This is a genomic window from Nocardiopsis sp. NPDC049922, assembly GCF_040660275.1.
Classification (GTDB): Bacteria; Actinomycetota; Actinomycetes; order Streptosporangiales; family Streptosporangiaceae; genus Nocardiopsis.
Map to the genome: position 1 here is coordinate 19,353 of NZ_JBFAME010000014.1, position 22,732 is coordinate 42,084.

General features: G+C 71.4%; 23 protein-coding genes. 15 read left to right on the plus strand and 8 right to left on the minus strand.

The genetic code is table 11. The features are described from left to right. Positions 1 to 868 precede the first annotated feature (868 nt). Positions 869 to 2,503 carry a glycosyltransferase gene (locus AB0I72_RS22395; protein WP_358571820.1) on the plus strand — a complete coding sequence of 545 codons (1,635 nt, stop codon included), beginning with the start codon at positions 869 to 871 and terminating at the stop codon, positions 2,501 to 2,503. A gap of 127 nt (positions 2,504 to 2,630) precedes the next feature. Next, positions 2,631 to 3,041: a DUF3817 domain-containing protein gene (locus AB0I72_RS22400; RefSeq protein ID WP_358571822.1), complete on the plus strand. Its 411-nt coding sequence runs from the start codon at positions 2,631 to 2,633 to the stop codon at positions 3,039 to 3,041. Here the strand turns inward: AB0I72_RS22400 and AB0I72_RS22405 are convergent. The 5 genes from AB0I72_RS22405 to AB0I72_RS22425 all read right to left on the minus strand — a co-directional run bounded on the left by AB0I72_RS22405 (position 3,017) and on the right by AB0I72_RS22425 (position 7,711). Next, positions 3,017 to 3,808 (minus strand): SURF1 family protein, encoded by a 792-nt coding sequence (locus AB0I72_RS22405; RefSeq protein ID WP_358571824.1) that lies wholly within the window; start codon positions 3,806 to 3,808, stop codon positions 3,017 to 3,019. The two genes, AB0I72_RS22400 and AB0I72_RS22405, sit on opposite strands and share 25 nt — an antisense overlap. Positions 3,809 to 4,213: 405 nt before the next feature. Continuing rightward, positions 4,214 to 4,732: a type II toxin-antitoxin system mRNA interferase toxin, RelE/StbE family gene (locus tag AB0I72_RS22410; RefSeq protein WP_358571826.1), complete on the minus strand. Its 519-nt coding sequence runs from the start codon at positions 4,730 to 4,732 to the stop codon at positions 4,214 to 4,216. Beyond that, positions 4,732 to 5,037 carry a prevent-host-death family protein gene (locus AB0I72_RS22415; protein WP_073704950.1) on the minus strand — a complete coding sequence of 102 codons (306 nt, stop codon included), beginning with the start codon at positions 5,035 to 5,037 and terminating at the stop codon, positions 4,732 to 4,734. The genes AB0I72_RS22410 and AB0I72_RS22415 overlap by 1 nt, the downstream gene beginning before the upstream one ends. Before the next feature lie 295 nt (positions 5,038 to 5,332). After that, positions 5,333 to 6,553: an MFS transporter gene (locus AB0I72_RS22420; RefSeq protein WP_358571829.1), complete on the minus strand. Its 1,221-nt coding sequence runs from the start codon at positions 6,551 to 6,553 to the stop codon at positions 5,333 to 5,335. Positions 6,554 to 6,637: 84 nt separating this feature from the next. Continuing rightward, positions 6,638 to 7,711 (minus strand): alkene reductase, encoded by a 1,074-nt coding sequence (locus tag AB0I72_RS22425; RefSeq protein ID WP_358571831.1) that lies wholly within the window; start codon positions 7,709 to 7,711, stop codon positions 6,638 to 6,640. A gap of 158 nt (positions 7,712 to 7,869) precedes the next feature. On the opposite strand from AB0I72_RS22425, the gene AB0I72_RS22430 reads away from it, so the two are divergent. From AB0I72_RS22430 to AB0I72_RS22445, 4 genes are all read left to right on the plus strand, one after another. After that, complete coding sequence (locus AB0I72_RS22430; RefSeq protein ID WP_358571833.1) at positions 7,870 to 10,539, plus strand: AAA family ATPase; 2,670 nt, start codon at positions 7,870 to 7,872, stop codon at positions 10,537 to 10,539. 47 nt (positions 10,540 to 10,586) lie between these two features. Next, a complete protein-coding gene (locus tag AB0I72_RS22435; protein WP_358571835.1) occupies positions 10,587 to 11,048 on the plus strand; it encodes a hypothetical protein in 462 nt (153 codons plus the stop codon). Positions 11,049 to 11,120: 72 nt separating this feature from the next. Next, positions 11,121 to 11,477 carry a CrcB family protein gene (locus tag AB0I72_RS22440; RefSeq protein ID WP_358571836.1) on the plus strand — a complete coding sequence of 119 codons (357 nt, stop codon included), beginning with the start codon at positions 11,121 to 11,123 and terminating at the stop codon, positions 11,475 to 11,477. 57 nt (positions 11,478 to 11,534) lie between these two features. Beyond that, positions 11,535 to 12,029 (plus strand): CrcB family protein, encoded by a 495-nt coding sequence (locus AB0I72_RS22445; RefSeq protein ID WP_358571838.1) that lies wholly within the window; start codon positions 11,535 to 11,537, stop codon positions 12,027 to 12,029. A 63-nt stretch (positions 12,030 to 12,092) separates the two neighbouring features. On the opposite strand, the gene AB0I72_RS22450 is transcribed toward AB0I72_RS22445, so the two are convergent. Next, positions 12,093 to 12,623 carry a DinB family protein gene (locus AB0I72_RS22450; protein WP_358571840.1) on the minus strand — a complete coding sequence of 177 codons (531 nt, stop codon included), beginning with the start codon at positions 12,621 to 12,623 and terminating at the stop codon, positions 12,093 to 12,095. Between the two features lie 156 nt (positions 12,624 to 12,779). Here AB0I72_RS22450 and AB0I72_RS22455 point away from each other — a divergent pair, with 156 nt between their 5' ends. Continuing rightward, positions 12,780 to 13,568, plus strand: a complete 789-nt coding sequence (locus AB0I72_RS22455) for an alpha/beta fold hydrolase (RefSeq protein WP_358571842.1) — start codon at positions 12,780 to 12,782, stop codon at positions 13,566 to 13,568. A 33-nt stretch (positions 13,569 to 13,601) separates the two neighbouring features. On the opposite strand, the gene AB0I72_RS22460 is transcribed toward AB0I72_RS22455, so the two are convergent. Then, entirely contained in the window at positions 13,602 to 14,009 is a 408-nt protein-coding gene (locus AB0I72_RS22460; protein WP_358571844.1) for a VOC family protein, read from the minus strand. Between the two features lie 400 nt (positions 14,010 to 14,409). On the opposite strand from AB0I72_RS22460, the gene AB0I72_RS22465 reads away from it, so the two are divergent. From AB0I72_RS22465 to AB0I72_RS22485, 5 genes are all read left to right on the plus strand, one after another. Beyond that, on the plus strand, positions 14,410 to 15,294 hold the full coding sequence (locus AB0I72_RS22465) for an ABC transporter ATP-binding protein (protein ID WP_358572028.1): 885 nt from the start codon (positions 14,410 to 14,412) through the stop codon (positions 15,292 to 15,294). Continuing rightward, positions 15,291 to 16,145, plus strand: coding sequence for an ABC transporter permease (locus tag AB0I72_RS22470; RefSeq protein WP_358571846.1), 855 nt, complete (start codon positions 15,291 to 15,293; stop codon positions 16,143 to 16,145). Before AB0I72_RS22465 ends, AB0I72_RS22470 begins: the two co-directional genes overlap by 4 nt. 70 nt (positions 16,146 to 16,215) lie before the next feature. Further along, the gene (locus tag AB0I72_RS22475) at positions 16,216 to 16,428 is read left to right on the plus strand and encodes a helix-turn-helix transcriptional regulator (RefSeq protein WP_358572030.1); all 213 of its coding nucleotides are present in this window, start codon (positions 16,216 to 16,218) and stop codon (positions 16,426 to 16,428) included. Positions 16,429 to 16,508: 80 nt separating this feature from the next. Further along, positions 16,509 to 16,757, plus strand: a complete 249-nt coding sequence (locus tag AB0I72_RS22480; RefSeq protein WP_358571848.1) for a prevent-host-death protein — start codon at positions 16,509 to 16,511, stop codon at positions 16,755 to 16,757. After that, on the plus strand, positions 16,742 to 17,143 hold the full coding sequence (locus tag AB0I72_RS22485; protein ID WP_358571850.1) for a PIN domain-containing protein: 402 nt from the start codon (positions 16,742 to 16,744) through the stop codon (positions 17,141 to 17,143). The genes AB0I72_RS22480 and AB0I72_RS22485 overlap by 16 nt, the downstream gene beginning before the upstream one ends. Before the next feature lie 3 nt (positions 17,144 to 17,146). Here AB0I72_RS22485 and AB0I72_RS22490 read toward each other — a convergent pair whose 3' ends face one another. Further along, a complete protein-coding gene (locus AB0I72_RS22490; protein ID WP_358571852.1) occupies positions 17,147 to 17,803 on the minus strand; it encodes a class II aldolase/adducin family protein in 657 nt (218 codons plus the stop codon). A 323-nt stretch (positions 17,804 to 18,126) separates the two neighbouring features. On the opposite strand from AB0I72_RS22490, the gene AB0I72_RS22495 reads away from it, so the two are divergent. The 3 genes from AB0I72_RS22495 (at position 18,127) to AB0I72_RS22505 (ending at position 22,731) form a co-directional block, all read left to right on the plus strand. Continuing rightward, positions 18,127 to 19,653 carry an aldehyde dehydrogenase family protein gene (locus AB0I72_RS22495; RefSeq protein WP_358571854.1) on the plus strand — a complete coding sequence of 509 codons (1,527 nt, stop codon included), beginning with the start codon at positions 18,127 to 18,129 and terminating at the stop codon, positions 19,651 to 19,653. A gap of 175 nt (positions 19,654 to 19,828) precedes the next feature. Further along, positions 19,829 to 21,400, plus strand: a complete 1,572-nt coding sequence (locus AB0I72_RS22500; RefSeq protein WP_358571856.1) for a GMC oxidoreductase — start codon at positions 19,829 to 19,831, stop codon at positions 21,398 to 21,400. Then, a complete protein-coding gene (locus AB0I72_RS22505; RefSeq protein WP_358571858.1) occupies positions 21,400 to 22,731 on the plus strand; it encodes a glycine betaine/L-proline ABC transporter ATP-binding protein in 1,332 nt (443 codons plus the stop codon). The genes AB0I72_RS22500 and AB0I72_RS22505 overlap by 1 nt, the downstream gene beginning before the upstream one ends. Position 22,732: the final 1 nt, after the last annotated feature.

The following is a 22,732-nucleotide window of genomic DNA, read 5'->3' on the forward strand; positions in this document are numbered from 1 at the left end:
TGAGCGAGTGCGGGGGTGTTCGAATCACGATCGGTCGCGCTGGAGGAGCGGCGTCGACGCTCCCCCGATCCACGGGTGGCTGGTGTGGACGGCCGGGTCGGTGGCCGTGTCCGTGGCTTGAAGTGTGGATGGATGTGTGGTTTTGTCACCATTTGTTGCGAACGCGTGTACGTATTCGGCGTGATTCTTCCCCTGGATCGGCGTCCTGTGGCGCCTGTGTTCTGTGTGGCCTTGGTGGGGCCTGATCCTCCAATGTGGTGAGTCGGCGGGAGGCGTGTCCGTTATGGGGTTCTTCCGTATTGCCGAGTTGGTCGATCCCGGGGGATTCTCAGGATCTACTACGTGTTTTCGGTTATGTCGGAGCGGCCCTTCGAACTGATCCGGACACGGTTCCGATCCGAAGGCCGGGAAACGGTCGGCGAGGTCGAATCCGGCGACCCCGACGGCCGGCGAGGCCGGGACACGGCGCCGCGACCGCCGCTCCGCCGCACCCAGGACACGGTGGTCGTTCCCGGTGGGTGCCGGTGTCGCGATGCCGGGGTCCGGGGATGCGGAACCCGGTGCGGCCGATGCGGTCGGTACGTCGCCGATCACGTCTGGCGTTCTCCTTGTCTCCTCATGTCACCGTCCGCGAGGTTTTCCGGTGCTCCGGGCAGCCTCGAACACACCGGAGGGGACCGCCCCCGGCCGTCATCACAAATATCCTCTAATGGGTACCACCTCACGCAAGCCCGTGGATACGATTTGCGTGGCCTACATAGGACGCGAAGCCGGGTGAACCCATCCGAGTCGCAGGGCGTCAATCTAACACCGACTTTGCGGTTAATGTCGGTCCGAAAACCAGTGACTTCCGGAGGGTCCCAGGATTGTGCGTATCGTACGTTTCATCGGAGGCCTGCTGGCGGGGTTGGTCGCCCTCGTCCTGGCAGCGGCACTGTTCGTCTACTGGTTCGACTTCGCGACGACCTCGGCCGCGGCGGCCGGGGGCGGTGCGGTCGCCTACGTGTTCCTGTGGCTGGCGTTCGGCGCGAACCTCCTGTGGTGGAGCGCGATAGGGGTCCTGCGGCTGGGCGAGGGCTCGGTCCGGGCCGCGGTCGGGCGCGGCTCCCGGCCACGGAGGCGGGAGGTGACCGGGGGACCCGAGCGCGAACGCGTCCTCGTCCTCGCCGGCGCCGCCGAGTCCGGCGGCGAGGTGACCGCGGGCCACGCCGCGACCGCGGGCACGGCGGTCGACACGGTCGAGCGGCCGGTCGCGGAGGCGGCCGGGGCGGAGTCCGGCGGCGTCCCGGGCGGCGACGCGTCGGGCGGGCTGCGGCTGAGGGACCACGACACGGTGGCCCGGGACGGATCCGAGGGGTCCGACGAGCCGCGTGACGTCAGCATCGCCGTCATCATCCCGGCGCACAACGAGGAGCCGGTGATCGCCGGCGCGATCGAGTCGGCGCTGCGGCTCTTCGACCGCTGGGACGTGTACGTCGTCTCGGACTCCTCCAAGGACTCCACCGCCGAGATCGCGGCGCGGACCGGCGTGAACGTCCTCGAACTGCTCACCAACCGCGGGAAGGCGGGCGCCCTGGAGGCGGTGATCGAGGAGTTCGCGCTCACCGACAACTACGACGGCGTGCTCATCCTGGACGCCGACACCGAGCTGGACGCCGGGTACGTGGAGGGGGCCAAACGGCAGCTCAGGGACCCGGACGTGGCGGCCGTCGCCGGGTTCGTGGTGTCGGAGTGGAAGCCGCGCGAGCGCACGTTCGCGGGTCGGCTCATCTCGGCCTACCGGGACCGGCTGTACTTCACCCTCCAGTACTTCATGCGGTTCGGGCAGACCTGGCGGCGCTCCAGCACGGCGTTCATCGTCCCGGGGTTCGCCAGCGTCTACCGCAGCAGCGCGCTGCGGGAGATCGAGGTCAACCCCAAGGGGCTGGTGATCGAGGACTTCAACATGACCTTCGAGCTCCAGCGCAAGCGCCTCGGCCGGATCTCGATGCGGCCCGACACCCGCGCCTACAGCCAGGACCCGTTCACCCTGCGGGACTACTCGAAGCAGGTGGGGCGGTGGACGCTGGGGTTCTGGCAGACGATCCGCCGCCACGGGGTGTGGCCCAGCGCGTTCTGGCTGTTCCTGGCCCCGTACCTGCTGGAGGTCGTGCTGGTCTCCGCCATGCTGCTGGCCACGTCGGCGCTCGGGCTGTTCGTCCTGGTGGGGGCGGTCGGCGGGGAGCCGGTGCAGAGCATCCCGTACTACGGGGAGGGCGTCACCGCGGTGACCGCGTTCCTGCCGCCGACGGCGCTGCTGGTCGGGCTGTTCGTCCCCGACTACGCGCTCACGTGCGTGATGGCGATGGTCCGGAGGCGGCCGTCCTACCTGCTGTACGGGCTGTTCTTCCTGCCGATGCGGCTGATCGACGCCTACCTGTCGCTGCGCATGATCCCCCGGGCGTGGACGGCCAGCTCCGACGGCCGGTGGCGCAGCCCCGTCCGGGTGTCGAACCGGACCTGACCTGCTCCGGTGTGAGATCGCACCGCCTCGCCCACCCCGGCGCGGGGCGGTGCCGGGCAGCGTTTAGCCTCGGGGAGGAGCCCCGACCCTCCTCGGGGCGGCAGTCTGTGGATGGGGTGAGGTAGCGGTGGACAGCAGACGCGTGTCGTTCACGTTGTACCGGGTGCTGGCGTACGTGACCGGTGTGTTCCTGCTCGGTCTGACCTTCGTGGCCATGCCCGCGAAGTACCTGGTGGGCGAGGACTCGATGGTCGCCCTGGTGCCCGCGCCGAGCGGTCTGGAGCACTGGTTCGGCCCCGAGTCGCCGCTGATGCTGTTCATCGCGATGCCGCACGGCTACGTGTACATGGCGTACGTGCTGGTGGTGCTGTGGGTGTCGCTCAACCGCCGCTGGGGCGCGGGCCGGACCCTCGGCGTGGTGCTGGCGGGCACCGTCCCCGTGCTCGGCTTCGTGGTCGAGCACCGGCTGGTCAAGGCCGAGCGCGCCGCCGACCGGGCCGCCGAGCAGGGGGCTCAGGAGCCCGCGCCGACCGCCTGACCCCGCTCGTCCTCCGTCCGCGAGGCCCGTTCCCGCTGGGAGCGGGCCTCTCTGACGTCGCGGCGCATGCGGATGACCCAGAACGCGATCGCGGAGACGCCGAACATCGCCCACTGGACGGCGTAGCTGAGGCTGCGCCAGTTGACGGTGATCTCGGTCGGGGGCTCCGGCGGGGGGACGGGGGTCAGGGAGGCGGTGGCGGGGTCGTCCTCGGGAAGGGCGACGTACCCCTCGTAGAGACGGTAGTCCCACTCGTTGACCAGGACCGAGGCGGCGATCCGGTCGACCTGGCCGTCGGGGGTGTCGACGGGGATGATGCCGTCGGGGGCGCTGTCGGGCGGCAGCAGCCAGCCGGTGACGGTGACCTCGCCGCCGGGGGCGTCGGGGACGTCGGCGCCGTCCTCGGTCCAGCCCCGGTTGACGGTCAGGGCCACGTCGTCGCCGGTGACCAGGGGGACGATGACGTCGAAGCCCCAGACGCCGTCCTCGACGCGCGGGACCAGGAGTTGGGCCTCGGCGTCGTAGGTCCCGGTCGCCTCGACGGCGGTGTTCGCGAAGAGGTCCGGGTGCATGTAGGCGCCGGGTTCGACGAGGCCGTCGATGGGGGTGGCGTCCGCGAGGTCCTCGGCCGGGTTGGTGATGACGTCGCGGTCGGGCTCGATGGCGCGGACGGACTGCCAGTAGGTCCCGGCCGAGCACACGGCGACCGCCAGCACGACGAGGAGGTGCAGGCCGATCCAGCGAGGACTGAGCAGCGGTGATCTCACCCGACCAGGCTATGCGTGCCTCTCGGGGAGCCGGTCATGACCCCGGATTGACACTGCCCACACGGCCTTGGCCGCGATGGGGGCGAGGAATGACGATCACTTTAAGTAGTTTCCAGTGACTGAGGGTTGTTATTCGAGGGTGGGGTGGGTAGTGTCTCTATCAACGCGGAACGACGGGATCGCTTTCCGCGGGCAGACCTTCCAGGCCGCGACTCCAGGGGGGAGGAGTCGCAGGCCGTTTCCCAGAGCGAGGGTCGCCTCCGTACTTTGAGGGGGGATGCGGAGGCGACCCTCGCCACTTCTTTCGGGGGCGTTCCCGCAGATCAGCGGGGGCGTCCCCGATGTCGTTCCCGTGGCGTTCCGCGCCGCTGATACGCGTTCGGACATCGAGGGCGGAGTGCGGGGTCAGTGCGGTCGTGAGCGGAAGTCGGCCCAGAGGTCCACGGCCTGTTCCAGGCCGAGGGCGGCCACCTCCTCCGGGGGCATGCCGATGGTGTGGATCAGACGTTCGGCCAACCAGTCCGGGACGGGTTCTCTCGCGGGGGGCGATTCATGCGCCACCCTCTCCGCTGGTTTGCCGAGGTGCTCGATGACGACCGCGAGCTTCTGGGCGGTGGGGGTGTCCTTCGAGGCTGCCCGGACTCTCCGGGAGGCCTCGGCGTAGACCTGGGCGTCCGCTCGCGCTCCGACGGCCCAGACCTCGCGGATCTCCACACGTTTCTCGTCGGTGACGCGGTACACGACACGCCAGATGTTGCGTCCGACGACCAGTTTGCGAAACCCCGTGAGTTCGCCGCCCAGGGGGTATCCGGCCTCTGGGTTCTCCTCCAGGAGAAGGACCTTCTTGAGGACCTTGGGCACAGCGTCCGGGCCGAGTCGCCGCAGATCGTCGAGGGCGGCGTCGGTGAAGGTGATCTCGGCCATCAGTCCTCGGGGAGTTCTTCGAGTGAGGCGCGGCTGTGCCCGAAGGCGGCCAGTACGTCGTCCATGGAGGTCCGTCGTCCACTGTCCGTGAGTTCCCGGGCCATGACCAGGGCGAGATCCCTCAGATCCGCTTCCGCCTGCTCCAGTTCCGCGAGTCGGGCGAACGCGACCACGGCCGCGACCGGTTCGTGCCGACGGGTCACGATGACCTCGGTGCCCTGTTCCGCGTCGTGGACGATACCCGCGACGCCACGTCTGGCCGCATCGGTGACGCTGATCTCCTGGGTGTGCTCAAGAATCGCCATGCCTCAACTGTATAGAAAACTATACAGATTGGCGATGGGTGTTCCTGTGCCGGAAACGGTTCAGACGCCCCGCCGCTGATACCCGTCGTGATACTGCCGTCCGAGTATCGGGGTGTCCCGGGATGCCTCCGGATGTGGCCGGGGAGGTCCGCTACCCGTCCCCACCTGCGCCCGGTGGTATCCGGATGCTTCCCGTTCCCCTGCTCACACGGGATGCGGAGGCGAGCCTCGCCACTCCTTTCCGGGGGCGTTCCCGCGGATCGGCTCGGCCCGACCGCCGCCCGGATATCCACCGCTAACCGGCGAGCAGCGTGGCGATGGACGGGCCGAACGCCGCGCCGAGCAGGTAGCAGAGGTTGAACAGCCCTGTCGCCGAGGGGCGGTCCGCCGCACGGACGGCGTCCTGAGCCTGCCCGGCGAGGACTCCCTGGCCGGACGCCGCCGCGATGGAAGCCGAGGCTTGGGCGACGAGCAACACCGTCCATGAACCGCTGAGCGCCAGCAAGGGAGCCACGGCGCCCAGCACGACCAGGACGGTGACGACCGGTCGGCGCCCCAGCGGCCCGGACGCGGCGACGACGAACCAGGACAGTCCGCCGCCCAACAGCAACGGCCAGACCATCGACACCCCGATCCGGTCGATCGTCCAGTCGGTGTGCTCCGTCAGAGCCTGCGGAACGGCGTACATCAGACCGAAGTTGACGATCGCCAGCGCTAGGGCCAGGCCGCACGCGGTGAGGAAGGCGGTCTGACGGACGACGGAGGCCGGAACGAACCCCGACGGCCGGGAACGCGTGTGCCCCACCAGCACGGCCGCGGCCACGACCGCGCACACGCCGGCGACGGCCGGGTACGTCGGGACGAACACCACCGCGGTGACCAGCGCGGTGAGGACGGCGGCGCCGAGACCGTCGAAGGTGGAACCCGGATCTCGGTGGGTCGGCACCCGCCGGATCACGGCGAGCACGCCCAGCACGCTGATCACGGGCAGCGCGAGGGACATCCGCCAGGAAAGCGCCTCGTTCACGAGCGAGCCGACCAGGGGGGCACTCGCGCCCACCACCGCGAGCGAGGCGCTGACGACGCCCATGCGGAGCGGGGAGCCGGCGAGGTTCATCGCGATGGAGGTGAGCCCCGCGGTGCCCAGCGCCTGCAAGGCGCATCCCGTGATGGTCGCCCCCAGGACGGGGACGCCGAGGACCAGCGCGGCGCCGACCGCGATCTGTAGGGCGCAGGCGAGCAGCGCCAGGCGTGGACCCCGGTGCCGCATCAGGCCGGCCATCAAGGGGGTGCCGACCGCGATGCCCCAGCCGAACGCGGTGACGCACCAGGCGGCCGCGGATTCCGAGGTCCCCAGACCGCGGGCGACGTCGTCGAGCACCAGGGCGGGCCCGGCTATGCCGAATGACAACGGGCCCGCCATCAGCGCGAGATACGGGGCGGGAACGCGCGGCGTCCGCGTGCCGGGTGCCCCGGAGGCGTCCGCGGCCCGCGAGCCGGGTGTGGGTTCTTGCATCAGTCCTCCCGGACGTGAGGACCCGGCCGGGACGGCGGCGGTGAACTCCGGCTGCCACCGCCCCACCGGGATCGCGCGGGTCGTTCAGCCGTTGAGGGTGGGGTAGACGGTGTATCCGCGGTGATCGCCGCCGTAGAACGTGTCCGGCACGATCTCGTTGTACGGGCCGCCGCTCCGGATCCGCTCCGGCAGGTCGGGGTTGGCCAGCCACATCTGGCCGAGACTGATCGCGTCCGCGAGGCCCTCGCGCAGCGCCTCGGCCGCGATCCGCGGGTTCACGGGCGGCTCCTCCGCGGTCCTGTGCGGGTTCAGGATCAGGCTTCCGGGCCACTCGGCGCGTACCATCCGGGTCACCTCGCGGTGGCCGAACTCCATGATGTGGACGTACGCCAGGTCCAGCGGGGCCAGCGAGCGGATCAACGTCCGGTACAGCGCGGCGGGGTCCTCCTCGCCGATGCCCTCGCTGGTGCTGCCGGGGGAGATCCGCATGCCGACACGCTCCGGCCCGATCGCGTCGCCGACAGCGCTCGCCACCTCCACCGCCAGGCGGACCCGATTCTCCAGGGAACCCCCGTAGGCGTCGGTGCGCAGGTTGGCGTTGTCGGCCAGGAACTGGTGGATCAGATAGCCGTTGGCGCCGTGCAGTTCGACGCCGTCGAAGCCCGCGAGCACCGCGTAGCGCGCGGCGCCCACGAAGTCCTCGATGGTCTGGGCGATGTCCTCCAGCGTCATCTCACGTGGTGTGGGGTGCTCCACGGGGCCGCCGTGCGTGAACATCGTGCCGCCGGTGGCGACGGGCGACGGGGCCACCGGCAGCGCTCCGTCCGGGTAGAGACTGGGGTGCCCGACCCGGCCGGAGTGCATCAGCTGAACGAAGATCCGGCCCCCCTCGGCGTGCACGGCCTCGGTCACCGTGCGCCAGGCGTCGGCCTGCTCGGGCGAGTGCAGGCCGGGGGTGTCGATGTACCCCTGGCCGATCACGCTCGGCTGGGTCCCCTCCGTGATGATCAGCCCGGCCCCCGCGCGCTGGGAGTAGTACTCCGCGGTGAGCCGCCCCACGGAACGGTCCACCGAGCGGCTGCGGGTCATGGGCGCCATCACCAGCCGGTTCGGCAGGGTCATCTTCCCCAGCCGCAGTGGCTCGAACAGTTCTCGCATCGTGCTCCTCCGTCGTGATCGGACGTGTGCTCGGTTCTTCCGATCACGACGGTAGGGACGGAGCCGCTGCGCCCGAATCCGTAGGGCTACTGGCCGCCCTACCGAGATCGTGCGCGAATAAGGTGGCGCAGGACGACGAGCTCGGGTGAGGGGCTGAGGTGCTGTACGGCAGAGCCGGCGAACAACGACGACTGGACGAACTGGTGACCGGGGCGATCGCGGGCCGCAGCGGCGCCGTCCTGGTGCGCGGTGAGGCCGGGATCGGCAAGACGGCGCTCCTCGACTGGCTCGCGGACAGAGCCTCGGAGCTCGGGATGCGGCTGGTCCGCGTACGCGGAATCGAGCACGAGGCCGATCTGGCCTTCGCCGGTCTGCTCCAGTTGGTGTGGCCGTTCCAGCGACGGCTCGCGAAGCTGCCCGAAGCGCAGGCGGACGCCCTGCGCTCGGTGCTGGGCAGCGGTAGGGATCGGGGAACGGACCGCTTCTTGACCGGGCTCGCCGTCCTGACCCTCCTCGCCGACCTGGCCGAGGACGGACCGCTGTTGTGCCTGGTCGATGATGCCCAGTGGGTCGACCAGGCCAGCGCCGAGGCTCTGCTCTTCGCGGCCAGGAGACTGGAGGCGGAGCGGATCGCCATCGTGCTGGCCGGCCGGGACGGTGCCGTGGAGGACGGTTCCGCCTTCGGCGGACTCACCGAGCTGCGTCTGTCCCGTCTGGGCCACGAGGACTCCGCCCGGCTGTTGCGGGTCCGGGGTCACTCGGTCGCCGCGCGGTCGCGGGTCATCGCGGAGTCCCTGGGCAACCCGCTGGCCCTCATCGAGTTCGCCGACGCGCGGCGCGACGGAAACCACGACCACCCACCGCTGCCGGTCGCCGACCGGGTGCTGGCCCGCTTCAGCACCCAGATCGCCCAGCTCCCGGAACGAACGCGGCTGATGACGCTGATCATGGCGGCTGAGGCCCGGGGGGACCTGCGTCACCAGATGCGCGCGGCGGAGCGGCTCGGGGCGGGGGTCGCGGATCTGGGCGAGGCGGAAACGGCCGGGTTGATCCAGATGATCGACGGCGTCCTGTCCTTCCGGCACCCCCTGATCGCCTCCGCCAGCTACCAGAATGCTCCGTTGGCCCAGCGGATCGCCGTCCACCGGGCCCTGGCCGACGTCGCCGAGGACCCCGACTGTAGGGCCCGGCACCTCGTCGCGCTCATGCCGGACCCCGACGCGGGGATCGCCGACGAACTCGCCGAGGCCGGCGAGCGGGCTCGGGCCTCCGCGGCCTACGGGGCCGCGGCCCGACTCTACGAGCATGCCGCGCGGGTGTCACCGGCCAACCGTCAGCGCGCCTCCCGGCTTGCGACGGCCTCCACGATGGCCTTGGCCGCGGGTCGTTTCGCACTGGCCGACCGCCTCGCCGCCCAGGCGGGGCGACGGCCGGTGGAACCGGCGGACCGGGCTGCGCTGGCCCGGGTCCGGGCAGCCGTCCTGGTTGACGACGACGACCTCCGGGGGGCCGCCCGCCACCTGCTCGACGAGGCGCGGCGGACGACGGCCGAGGCCGCGCCCGCCCTGCTGCTCGCCGCCGCCCATCACGGCTGGCTCGCCTGCGATGCCTCGCTGGTCCGGGCGGCGGCGACGCGGCTGACGGCCCTCGGCCGGGCGGAGACTCTGGCCCAGGGGCTGGCCGAGCTGTGCGACGGCGACTACGCCCGTGCCCTGCCGACCCTCACCGAGTCGCTCAGGAAGCATCTCGCCTCGCTCTCCGAAGCCGCCGAGGACGACCACCTCCACAGTGTCCGGCAGCTGGCCGCCACCAGTGCCTTCGCCATCGGCGACGACGCGGCCGCGCTGGCCTTGGCCTCGGCCGAGGTGTCCCGCTGCCGCGACGGGGGGCTCATCGGTGAACTGCCCCAGGCGTTGGAGACCCTCAGCCAGGTGCAGGCGGTTCTGGGGCACCACCGGGAAGCGCGTGCGGCGATCGCCGAGGGCAAGGAGGTCGCCGGGGACACCGGCCAGCGGCACCGGCTGACCCGGCTGTACGGGGTCGAGGCCCGGCTCGCGGCCGTCGAGGGAGACGAGGAGCACTGCCGTCGGCTCGTCGAGGAGGCACCGCGCCGATCGTTGGGCGGGATCGAGAGGGCGCTGGTCCTCCTCGACCTGGGGTTGGGCCGTTACTCCTCCGCGCTGGAACGCGTCGTCCCGCCCCGCCACGGTCCCGAGCGGGTGACGTGGCTGTGCACCTCCGTGGCCGCCGACCAGATCGAGGCGGCCGTACGGCTCGGCACTCCCGAGGCGGTCGAGGTGCACTTGCTCTCCCTGGACGCCTGGGCCCCGCCGGTCGCCGAGCCGTGGGTGCGGGCGGTGGCGTCGCGCTGCCGGGCCCTGCTCAGCGGCCGTGAGGAGGACTACACCAGGGCTCTGCGCCTCCACGCGGAGGACGGCCGCCCCTTCGAACGGGCGAGGACCGAGTTGCTGTACGGGGAATGGCTGCGCCGCTGCCGTCGGCGGGGCGAGGCCCGGAATCCCCTGCGTTCCGCTCTGGCGACCTTCGACCGGTTGCACGCCGACCCGTGGACGCACCGGGCACGGGCCGAACTGGAACTCACCGGGGAGACCATCACGGCGGCACAGGCGACGGCGGGAAAGCCCGCCGACCGCCTCACCCCGCAGGAACTCCAGGTCGTACGCCTCGCCGCGGGCGGCAACAGCAGTCGGCAGATCGCCGCACAGCTCTTCCTCAGCCCGCGCACCGTGGAGCACCACCTGTACAAGGCGTACCCGAAGCTGGGGGTCGGCTCGCGGAGGGAACTGGCCGGGCTGGACCTGACCTGAGCACCGTGCGGGTGACGCGGCGGGGGCGCCCGCTTCAGACTGGAGGCATGAACCGACACACCGCCGCCGTCCTCCTCGCCGCCGGAGGCGCGACCGCCTACGCGGTCTCGAAGGTCGACCTGGCCCTGCGGGGGAGGCTGGGCATGCCCGGCTTCCCGGCCCCTCCGGAGTCCTACGCGACCCACGACGCGCTGAGCGGCCAACTCGCCAACGCGGCGGTGGGCGCGGTGCTGGTCGTCGTGGTCCTCGCCCTGCTGCGACCGCCGACCAGGGCGCTCTGGCGCTGGGTGCTGCTCCTCGTCAACGGCGCCGGGGCGCTCATGGTCGGCGTGGGCGTGGTCATGTTCGCCGCGCGCGCCGCGGGTGCGGCCCCGGGCGCACCGGCGGACGGCGTCGCGGCCTGGACGTCGCTGGCGGTCGGCGCCGTCTGGACGGTCGCGTGGGCGGTCGCCGTCTGGGGCGCGGCCGTCCGAGCCCCGTCCGAGCGGCTGCCCCGACCCACGGCGTAGCGGGGCGGGCGGCCCCGGCCGGGTACGATCGCCGTGCCCGGCGCACACGATCCACCGTGGGGAGACGGACCGATGACCCTGCTCATGGTCGCCGTCGGCGGCGCGATCGGCGCCCCGCTGCGCTACCTCACCGACCGGTTCGTGCAGGTCCGCCACGACTCGGTGTTCCCGTGGGGCACGCACGCCGCCAACGCGACCGCGTGTCTGCTGCTCGGCTTCGTCAGTGTGCTCGCCCTGCCGGAGTGGGCGTACGCCCTGGTCGCGACCGGTTTCCTCGGCGCGCTGTCCACCTACTCGACGTTCGGGTACGAGACGCTGCGGCTCATGGAGAGGCAGACCTGGTTCCTCGCCTTCGCCAACGTGGCGGCGTCCGTGGGCGCCGGTCTGGGCGCCGCGTACATCGGAGCTGCGTTCGCCGCGGCGCTCTGACCGTTCCCGGGTGGATACGATCACCGTGCCCGGTGGCGCACACGAGGGGAGGCGGGCATGCGGCGTGAGGACGGGGAGCTGCCCGTCGACTCGGACATCGACGTCCACTTCCCCCGGCAGCGCCGCGAACTGCGTGACGCGCCCTGGCCGGTGCTCGCCGCGATCTCGGCGGGCGGCGCGTTCGGCGCGGTCGCCCGCCACGGGGTCGACGCGCTGCTGCCGTCCGCCCCAGGCGGGTTCGCCGTCTCGACGCTGTCGGCCAACGTCACCGGCTGTCTGCTCATCGGCGTGCTCATGGTGCTGGTCATCGACGTGTGGCCGCGCCTGACGCTGCTGCGCCCCCTGCTCGGCGTGGGCGTCCTCGGCGGATACACCACCTTCTCCACGCACATCCTGGACGCCCAGAACCTGCTGGAGGCGGGGCGGGCCGGGGCCACGCTGGTCTTCCTGGGCGCCAACCTGCTGGGCGGGTTGGCGGCGGCGTGGGTCGGCGTCACCCTGGCCACGCTGGTCACGCGTGGCCGCGGACCGGGCGAGGGGTCGGACGGGTGACCGCCCGCTGACACGCGGAGCGCCCCGCCCCAGGACGGAGGGGGCGGGGCGGGCGGAGGCGGGTCAGCCCATGGTCTTCTGGCCGTCCAGCGTCTCGCGGATGATGTCGGAGTGCCCGGCGTGCTGGGCGGTCTCGGCGATGATGTGCAGGAGTACGTCCCGGGCGGTCCACGCGGTGTCCTCCGGGAACCAGGGCGCCGACGGGAGCTTCTGGCTGACCTCCAGGTTCGGGAGTCCGTTGACGATGCGCTCGGTCTCCTCGGCCACCTCCTGGTACTCCGCCAGGAGGTCGGCGAGGGTCTCGCCCTCCTCCATGCGGAAGCTCGCCAGGTGTCCGGCCACGACCTCCGGGTCCGAGTAGTCGATGTGCGGGTCGCCGTCCAGGATGAACCTGATCCAGTCGCGCTCACCCCTGGCCAGGTGCTTGATCACCCCGCCCAGGCACAGCTCGCTGACGGTCGTGCGCTCGCCGGCCTGCGCGTCGGTCAGGTTCCGCACCGTGTACCGGATGTTCCCGCGCATCTCCTCCAACATCTGCAACAGCGCCGCGCGCTCGGCGTCCACCGTCGTGTCCTGGATCCGGTTCCCCGTCATGACCACCGCTCCTCGAAGTCGTCCTCCGTGCTCGGTACCGACGATAGGAACCGTCTAGGTCAGATACTGTCCTCCACTCGCCTCGCGTCGGAGAAGTGTCCTGGAAGCCCCGAAAGCTCTCCCGATAACCTGGGCCCCTGGCGACCCGGAGGTTTCATGGCCCTCATCCCGCTCCAGTACCGACTCGACGGCCCGAGGCACGCGCCCGTCGTCCTGCTCGTGCCGCCCTTCGGCACGACGATGTCGGTGTGGGACGCGCAGCTGCCCGTGCTGACCCGCGACCACCAGGTCCTGCGGATCAACCACCGGGGCCACGGATTCTCCCCGGCGCCGGACGGCCCCTACACGATCGGGGACATGGCGCTCGACGTGCTGCGGGTGCTGGAGGAACGGGGCCTGTCCCGCGTCTCCGCGGTCGGCGCGGGCTTCGGCTCGTCGCTGCTCGTGTGGATCGCCGCCAACTCCCCGCGCACCCTCGACCGCCTCGCGCTGCTCGCGGCCGCGCCGCGCACGCCCAGGTCGCACCGCTGGGACCGGATCGCCGCCAGGATCCGGGCCACTGGCCTGGACTCGGTGACCGACGAGGTCACGCTGCCGTGGTTCACCCCGGACTTGATCGACGAGCACCCGGAGGTCGCGGAGCGGTTCGAGGAGGACTTCGGCAGGCTCGACCCCGGCGCCTTCGCGTCGGTCTGCGACGCCGTCGGCGCGATGGACCAGCGCCACCTCGTGGCCGCGGTGCGGGCGCCGACGCTCGTGGTGTCGGGCGCCCACGACCCGCTGCTGCCGCCCGGGCACGGCCGCAGGCTGGCGGACGGGATCGTCGACTCCCACTTCGAGGTGGTCACCGGCGCCGCGCACCTCGTGGGCGTGGAGCGCGCCGAACGGGTGGGCGAACTGCTCGTCGACCACCTGGCCGGGCCGCAGCCGGAGGGGCTGACCTGATCGCGTGGGTCCGGGCGCGCGGCGCCGTGACGGTCAGGGCGCCTTCGCGGGGATCAGGGGTCGGTTGATCTCCAACAGGTAGCCGTCGGGGTCGCGGAAGTGGGCGGCGCGGATGCCCCACGCGGTCCAGTCCCTCGGCGCCATGACCTGCCGCGCTCCGTTCGCGACCAGCCGGGCGGCGGTCTCGTCGACGTCGTCCACCTCGAAGACCACGGCGAGCCGGTCCTGATGGGGGAGTTCGGGGTCGGCCGTGTCGGTCTCCAGAGCCTCGGCCATGACCTCGCGTTGGTTGATCGCCAGTCGGGTGGTGGAGCCCACGTCGAACTCGGCGTAGCGGCTGTTCATCCCGCCCCACAGGACCGGGAGCTTGAGCACGTCGGAGTAGAAGCGGAAGCAGGCCTCGTAGTCGTTGACGAGGAGCCTGATGTAGGTGCAGCGCATGGGGCCTCCAAGCGATCGCGGTCCGGGTCCCGCCGCACCGCCCTGACGTGTCGGAACGGCGGATCACCGAGTATCCGTACCCGCGTTCTCCCGCACCATGGCCCGCGCGGCCCGCGGCGTGCGCGGCGGCGCGCCGACGTTCGCCGGGTGGACGCTGGCCGGATGCGGTCACGTCTCCCACCCCGATGACCTGCGGGTTCGCCCCGCACGGTGGCCTGGGTGCCCGGCTTCCGGCTGTCCTTCTGCTTCGGAATGTAGTACAAGTACTATCAATGGCAGCAGAAACCAGACGAAGAGGTGAAGTGGTGTGACGAACACACCGGTCACTCCGCTGTCCAGGGCGGAGGCTCAGGCGGCGGGCAGCCCCGGCGAGGCCGTGATCCGGGTCCGAGGACTGCGGATGACCTACGGGACGAACGAGGTCCTCAGGGGCGTCGACCTCACCGCCCACCGCGGCGAGGTCGTCGCGCTCCTGGGGCCCAACGGCGCGGGCAAGACCACGACCGTCGAGATCATGGAGGGCTTCCGGAAGCGCTCCGGGGGCGACGTCGAGGTGCTGGGCGTGGACCCCGAGCACGGCGGGGAGGACTGGCGCGCCGGGCTCGGCGTGGTCCTCCAGTCCTGGCGCGACCACGGCCGGTGGAGGGTGCGCGACCTCCTCCACCACTTCGGCCGCTTCCACGCCCCCTACTCGACCCCCGACCGCGTCCGCCCCCACGACACCGACGAGCTGCTCGCACGCGTCGGCCTCGCCGAGCACGCGCACCAGCGGATCAACCGGCTCTCCGGAGGGCAGCGCCGCCGCCTGGACGTGGCGATCGGCGTCGTCGGCCGTCCGGAGGTGCTCTTCCTCGACGAGCCGACCGCGGGGCTGGACCCCGTGGGCCGCCGCGACTTCCACGACCTCGTGCACGACATCGTCGACAGCGACGACACCACGGTCCTGCTGACCACGCACGACCTGGACGAGGCCGAGAAGCTGGCCGACCGGGTGCTCGTGCTGGCGGGCGGCGTCATCGTCGCCGACGGGAGCGTCGAGCAGCTGTCCACGCTGGTCGAGGGGGACAGCGAGGTGTCCTGGAGCGTCGACGGCCAGCGCCGTGTGCACACCACCGACAGCCCGGCGCGCCACGTCGCCGAGCTGTACGCGGAGTACGGCGAGGACCTGACCGACCTCCGGGTCAGCAGGCCCTCCCTGGAGGACGTCTACATGGAGCTGGTCCGCCGCCACGAGTCCGGCGACGCGGAACGGGCAGCCCACGAGTTCGTGAAGGGGATCCGGTGAACAACGCCGTCAGCAACGCGGTCCGCGCGGGGTACGCCCGCGGAGTCCTGGAGTTCCGGGGGACCTTCACCAACCCGCCGGACATGTTCGGCTACCTCTACATGCCCGTCCTGTTCGTCGTCCTCGGCGTCTTCCTCTCCGACGAGGAGGTCGACGGCGCCGCCACCAACTACGGGGCGGTGACCTACAGCGGCGGCCTGGTCCTCATGCTGATCATGCTGGGGACGCTGGCCGTGGCCCAGGTCCTGGCGGCCGAGCGGGAGGACGGCACGTTCCTGCGGGCCAAGGCGATCCCGCACGGGATGGTCGGGTACGGCGTCGCCAAGACCGTGCACCTGCTGGCCATGTCCGCCGTGGCGGTGGCGCTCACCGTGGTCCCCGGCCTGTTCTTCGTGGAGGGGTTCGGTCCCCGGGGCTGGGGTTCCGCCGTCACGCTGGTCTGGGTGTGCGTGCTGGGACTGCTGGCCATGGTCCCGATCGGCGCGACCCTCGGAGCGCTCTTCAGCAACCCCCGCGCCGTGGGGCTGTTGATGATCCCCATCATGGCCCTGATGATGCTGTCCGGGGTCATGTTCCCGCTGGAACTCCTGCCGGACTGGGTGCTGACCATCGCCCAGGCGACGCCCGTGTACTGGCTCGGGCTGGGAGTCCGGGCGGGTACGCTGCCCGCCGACTACGCCGCGCTCGAGCTCGCCGGGTCCTGGCAGCTGCCCGTGGTGGCGGCGGTCCTGGCGGCGTGGGCGGTGGTCGGTTCGCTGGTGGCTCTGCGCGTGCTGCGGCGGACGGCCCGACGCGAGTCGGGGTCGCGGGTGCAGGCGGCGAGGGAGAAGGCGATGAAGCGTGTCCTCTGACCAGTCCGAGGCCAAGCGCGCCGGTGGGGGCGGTCGGCGCGGCCGCTCCGGAACCGGGGGCGGCGAGACGATCTACAACCGCATCGCGATGCTGCGCGCGGAGCGGCAGGTCTCCCGGCGCCAGCTCGCCGAGGCCCTCGGCGTCCACTACCAGACCGTCGGCTACCTGGAGCGGGGAGAGTACAGCCCCAGCCTCCACCTCGCCCTGCGCATCGCCCACTACTTCGAGGTGCCGGTCGAGGTGGTCTTCTCCACCGAACCCTTCCCGCGCCTCGGTCAGTAGCCGTCCTGATTTTCGCGGTTCTCCCTACGCCCTGTTCCAAGATCTGATAGTCAGATAAAATGCTTCTCACTATGCGTACGATGACCGCGACCGAGGCCGCGAGAAAGTTCTCGGATCTCCTGGACGCCATCGAAGCCGGTGACCGGGTCACCATCACCAGGGGGCGGGTGCCCGTCGCTGAGATCGGCCCAGCTCGTCGCCGAACCGGTGCGGACCTGCACGCGGCCCTGGAAGGCATCGCACCGCTTGACGACGAGTTCGAGAAGGACGTCGACGAGGCGCTGGCCTTCCTCACGGATGAGGTGACCGATCCGTGGGCCGACGCCTGATTTTGGATACCAATGTCCTGATCTCCTACGAGCGGGGCACGATCGACCGATCGATGTTCCATCAGGACGAGCTGTCGATCGCCGCGCTCACGGTGGCCGAGTTCCGAGTCGGAATCGAGTTGGCGGGCACCGCCGCGCGGGCAGCCGAACGCTCCAGGGCGCTGGTGGCCATCCTCGACAACGTGGAGGTGTTGGAGTACACGGAGGCGACGGCCGCCCACCACGCGGCGTTGATCGCCTACACCAAACGCAGTGGCACACCCCGTGGGAAGCACGACCTCATGATCGCCGCGCACGCCGCGCACACGGGCCGGACCGTCGTGAGCCGTGACGCCAAGGCGCGTTTCGGGGATCTCCCTGGTGTCATGGCGATGGCGGTCGGGTAGCGGCTAGAAGATGTCCGGGCCCGCCCAGCCGTAGGTGTCGCGCTGGCGCACCTGGGCCAGTTCGTCCTCCGACAGCACCCGGGGCTCGCCGAGCTGGCGGGCCCGGAGGTAGGTGGTGCACAGCCAGTCGAGCAGCCGCAGGTTCTCCAGCGCGTGCTCCAGCCCGACGCCCAGCGCCACCCCGCCGTGGTTGGCGAGCAGCGCGGCGTCGCGCCCCTTGAGTGCCTTGACCGCCTGGTCGGAGATCTCCCCGGTGCCGTAGGTCGTGTAGGGGGTCACCGCGATCGCCCCGCCCAGCGCGGCGGCCCGGTGGTGCACCGGGGGCAGCTCGGCCAGGACGGCGGAGACCGCGACGGTGTCGGCGGTGAAGGCGTTCACCACGGCCGTGACGTCGCGCCCGTGCTCGACGGCCCCGCGGTGCACGGCCAGGTGCAGGGTGGTCTCGGCCGCCGGATCGTGGCGCCCCTCCAGGACGCGGTCGTCCACGGACATGACCGGGCAGTCGGCCGGCTGGAGCTGGTCCGGCGCGACCCCGTGCGGCGTGACGACCACGAGGTCCCCGCTGCGAACGCTGACGGTCACCGACTCCCCTGGAGCGGCCCCGGAGGCGAGGCTACGGGCGGTCAGGCAGACGTCGCGGCGTTCCTGTTCTAGCAGCATGTGGGTTCCCCCGGCGCACGCTGGCGGTGCGGTCCTGGTGCGGGCTCTGACGTGGACGCCCGGAACCGGACGAAACCACTGAGGTACACCTCAATGTACGTCAAATTCTCCCCCAGGTATTCCCCAGACGGGCGTGTGCGCTGGGTAGCGGCCCTCCCGCGCCGAGTACCTGTGGACGCAGTCGACGCGTGATGCTCACCACGGGTCACGGCTCCCCGAAGGCGCGCGGTTGCTGGTGAGGGACGAGTTGTGGGAGTTGTGTGACATAAGTGTCCATTGAGACGAGGCAGTTTGTGACTACCGATCTCGGGCAAACCGGACCCGTGAACGAACCCTACGTATCCCTGCCGTCCGTGCCGTACCTGTCGGAACCGGGTGCGGCCACGGCCACGAGCCTGTACATCGACGGCGAGTGGCTGGCGGCCCAGAACGGCCGTGTCCGGGAGATCCTGGACCCGGCGGACGCCTCCGTGCTCACCATCGTGAGTGAGGGCGGACGCGCCGACGCCGAGGCGGCCATCGCCGCCGCCCGACGCGCCTTCGACCACGGTGAGTGGCGAAGCACCACGGCCGCCGAGCGCGGTCGGATCCTGGAGCGCATCGCCGACCTCCTCCAGCGCGACCGCAGGGAGATCGCGGTCATGGAGTCGCTGGACACCGGCAAGACGATCGAGGAGGGCGGGATCGACGTCGACGACGTCACCAACGTCTTCCGCCACTACGCCGGTCTGGCCGACAAGGACTCCGGCCGGCTCGTCTCCGCACCCGAGGGCGTGCAGAGCCGCGTCGTCTACGAACCCGTCGGCGTCTGCGGCATGATCACGCCCTGGAACTACCCTCTGCTCCAGCTCGCCTGGAAGATGGCCCCCGCCATCGCCGCGGGCAACACCATGGTGATCAAGCCCAGCGAGATCACTCCCGTCACCACCGCCAAGCTGGTCGAGCTCACCGCCGAGGCGGGCGTCCCGGCGGGCGTGGTCAACCTGGTCCTGGGCAGCGGCCCCGACGCGGGCGCCCCGCTGTCCGAGCACCCGGACGTCGACCTCATCTCCTTCACCGGGGGTCTGGCCACCGGGCGCCGCATCATGGCGGCCGCCTCCGCGACGGTCAAGAAGATCGCCCTGGAGCTCGGCGGCAAGAACCCGAACATCATCTTCCCCGACGTCGATCTGGACACCGCGGTGGACTACGCGCTCAGCGCCGCGTTCTTCCACTCCGGCCAGGTCTGCTCGGCGGGCGCGCGGCTCATCGTGCACAACGAGATCCACGACGCCTTCACCACCGAACTCGCCCGCCGGGCCGAGGCCATCCGGATCGGCCGCGGCCAGGTCGAGGGCGTGCGCTGCGGGCCGCTGGTCTCCGCCGAACACCGCGCCAAGGTCGAGGCCGCGGTCGCGCGCGGCGTGGAGGAGGGCGCCCGGGTCATCGCGGGCGGCACGCGTCCCGACGCGCCGGAGCTCGCCGACGGCTACTTCTACCGTCCGACGGTCTTCGTCGACTGCGACCGCTCCATGGACATCGTCCAGACCGAGGTGTTCGGCCCGGTCGTGACCGTCGAGCGGTTCGAGACCGAGGCCCAGGCGATCGAGCTCGGCAACGACACCGACTACGGGCTCTCCGGCGGCGTGTGGACCGACGACACCGCCCGCGGTGAGCGCGTCGCCGCCGCCCTGCGGCACGGCACCGTCTGGATCAACGACTACGGACCGTACTTCCCGGGCGCCGAATGGGGCGGCTTCGGGCAGAGCGGCGTCGGTCGCGAACTCGGGCTCGCCGGACTCGACGAGTACCGCGAGGCCAAGCACATCTACCGCAATCTCGCACCCGAACCGCAGCGCTGGTTCGGCTAGACGGCGACCCGCCCCGGACGGTCCGACCGCCCGGGGCGGGTCGCCGCCGGGGCCGTCCCGGCCGCCCGGAACGCCGTGCCGCTCCCGCGGCCCCGACTCCAGAGGAAGAACGACGCGCAGGTCGGTATCCCCCCGACATCCCCCTGTGTGAGAAGTAACGAGAGGAAACCAGGCCGTGTCCGACAACCAGAGCACCTACGACTACGTGATCGTGGGAGGTGGAACGGCGGGTTCGGTGATCGCCAACCGGCTCACCGAGGACCCCGGCACCACCGTCTGCGTCATCGAGGGCGGTCCCGACGACCGCGACCACGAGAACGTGATCAGGCTGCGCGACTGGTTGAGCGTCCTCGACAGCGACCTCGACTACGGGTACACCACGACCGAGCAGCCGCGCGGCAACTCCCACATCCTGCACTCGCGCGCCCGTGTGCTCGGCGGTTGCTCGTCGCACAACACCCTGATCAGCTTCCGCCCCTTCGCCGAGGACCTGGACGAGTGGGTCGCCCTGGGCGCCGAGGGCTGGGACAACGCCACCGTCCAGTCCTACGCCGACCGGATCAGGTGCAACATCGTCCCGGTCGCCGAGAAGGACCGCAACGCCATGGTCAAGGACTGGGTGTCCTCGGCCGCCGAGGCGGCGAAGGTCCCCGTCGTCGAGGACTTCAACGCCCTGACCTCGCACGGCGGCGGGTTCGCGGAGGGCGCGGGCTTCCTGTCCATCGCCTACGACCCCTACACCGGCCACCGCTCCTCCGCCTCCGTCGCCTACCTGCACCCGATCATGGGCGTGCGCAACAACCTCACGGTCATGCTGGAGACCTGGGTCGACCGGATCGTCCTCGACGGCGACCGCGCCACGGGCGTGAGCGCGACCCTGAAGTCCGGCGAGCGCGTCACCGTCAACGCCCGGCAGGAGGTCATCCTGGCCGCCGGCGCCGTCGACAGCCCCCGCCTGCTCATGCTGTCCGGCGTGGGCCACGCCGAGGAGCTGCGCTCGGTGGGGATCGAGCCCCGCCACGACCTGCCCGGCGTCGGCGAGAACCTGCTCGACCACCCCGAGTCGATCATCATGTGGGAGACCGAGCGCCCGGTGCCCCAGGAGACGGTGATGGACTCCGACGCGGCCCTGTTCGTCCGCCGCGACGAGAGCGACCCGCGCCCGGACCTGATGTTCCACATCTACCAGATCCCCTTCGACGACAACACGAAGCGGCTGGGCTACGAGTCCCCCGCGGACGGCTACGCGGTGTGCATGACGCCGAACATCCCCCGCTCCCGCTCGCGCGGCAAGCTGTACCTCACCAGCGCCGATCCCCAGGCCAAGCCCGCGCTGGACTTCCGCTACTTCACCGACCCCGACGGCTACGACGAGCAGACCATCGTCGACGGGCTCAGGATCGCCCGCGAGGTGGCCGCCACCGAGCCGTTCCGGTCCTGGATCAAGCGCGAGGTCGCCCCCGGCCCCGGGGTCCAGACCGACGAGGAGCTGTCGGAGTACGGCCGCCGCGCCGCGCACACCGTGTACCATCCGGCCGGCACCTGCAGGATGGGCGCCGTCGACGACGACACCGCCGTCGTCGACCCCCGACTGCGCGTGCGGGGCCTGCGCGGTCTGCGGGTCGCCGACGCCTCGGTCTTCCCGACGCTGCCCACGCCCAACCCCATGGTCATGGTGCTGGCGCTCGGAGAGCGTGCCGCGGACCTGATCCGCGCCGACCGCACCGCTCGCGAGGAGGGGGTCTGATGAGCACGCAGACGGCTGAGACGTCCGGACCGGCCGACGGCGGGTCCGACGTCACGTTCTCGGTCCGCAACCTGTGGAAGATCTTCGGCAAGAACGCCGACAAGGTGATCGGCACCGAGCTGGAGTCGGCGGACCGGGACCGGATCAGGGAGGAGACCGGCTGCACCGTCGCGGTGCGCGACGTGTCCTTCGACGTCCACCCCGGCGAGATCTTCGTGGTCATGGGCCTGTCGGGGTCGGGCAAGTCGACCCTGATCCGGTGCCTGAGCCGGTTGATCGAGCCGACCGCCGGGCAGGTCCTGCTCGACGGCGAGGACATCGAGCAGGCCAGTCCGCAACGGCTGCGCGAGATCCGCCGCCACAAGCTGGCCATGGTCTTCCAGCACTTCGGCCTGCTGCCCAACCGCAAGATCATCGACAACGTGGCCTACGGGCTGGAGGTGCGCGGGATGCCGCGCGCCGACCGCCACGCCCGGGCGCGCGAGATGATCGAGATGGTCGGGCTCGGCGGCTATGAGAACGCCCGGCCGCGCGAGCTGAGCGGCGGCATGCAGCAGCGGGTCGGCCTGGCCCGCGCGCTCGCCGTCGACCCGGAGGTCCTGCTCTTCGACGAGCCGTTCAGCGCCCTGGACCCCCTGATCCGCCGTGACATGCAGGCCGAGGTCGTCCGGCTCCAGCACGAGCTCGACAAGACGTCGGTGTTCATCACCCACGACCTCCAGGAGGCGCTCAAGCTCGGCGACCGCATCGCCATCATGCGCGACGGCGAGCTGGTGCAGGTGGGCACGCCGGAGGAGGTGGTCGGTCGGCCGGCCGACGCCTACGTCGCCGACTTCACCTCCGACGTCGCCCGGACGACCGTGCTCACCGCGCGGTGGCTGGTCCGCGACGCCTTCCCGGAGGAGCGCACCGACGGCCCCGTCTGCGAGGCGGGCACCGTCCTGGCGCAGGTGCTGCCGATGCTCGCCGCCACCACGGCGCCGGTCCGGGTCGTGGACAAGGGCGTCTTCCTCGGATACGTGGGCCGCGACGACGTGCTGCGCGCGATCGCCGAGGACCAGCTCGCCGACGCCACGGTGGCCGCGGCCATCGAGGAGGAGGCGGTCGGGGAGGTCGCCGAGCGCGACGGGGACGAACTCCCGGAGACACCGCAGAGACCGGCCGAGGCCGTGACGGCGTCCGAGGCCGAGTCGGGCGCCGGGGGCGCTCCGGAGGACGAGTCCCCGCAGGCCGAGACCTCGCCGGAGGAGACCGAGACCTCGCGCCGCTACGACGGCCCCAGCGGACACAAGGGGCACGGCGGCCCGGCGCCGACCGGGGACGGTGGGTGAC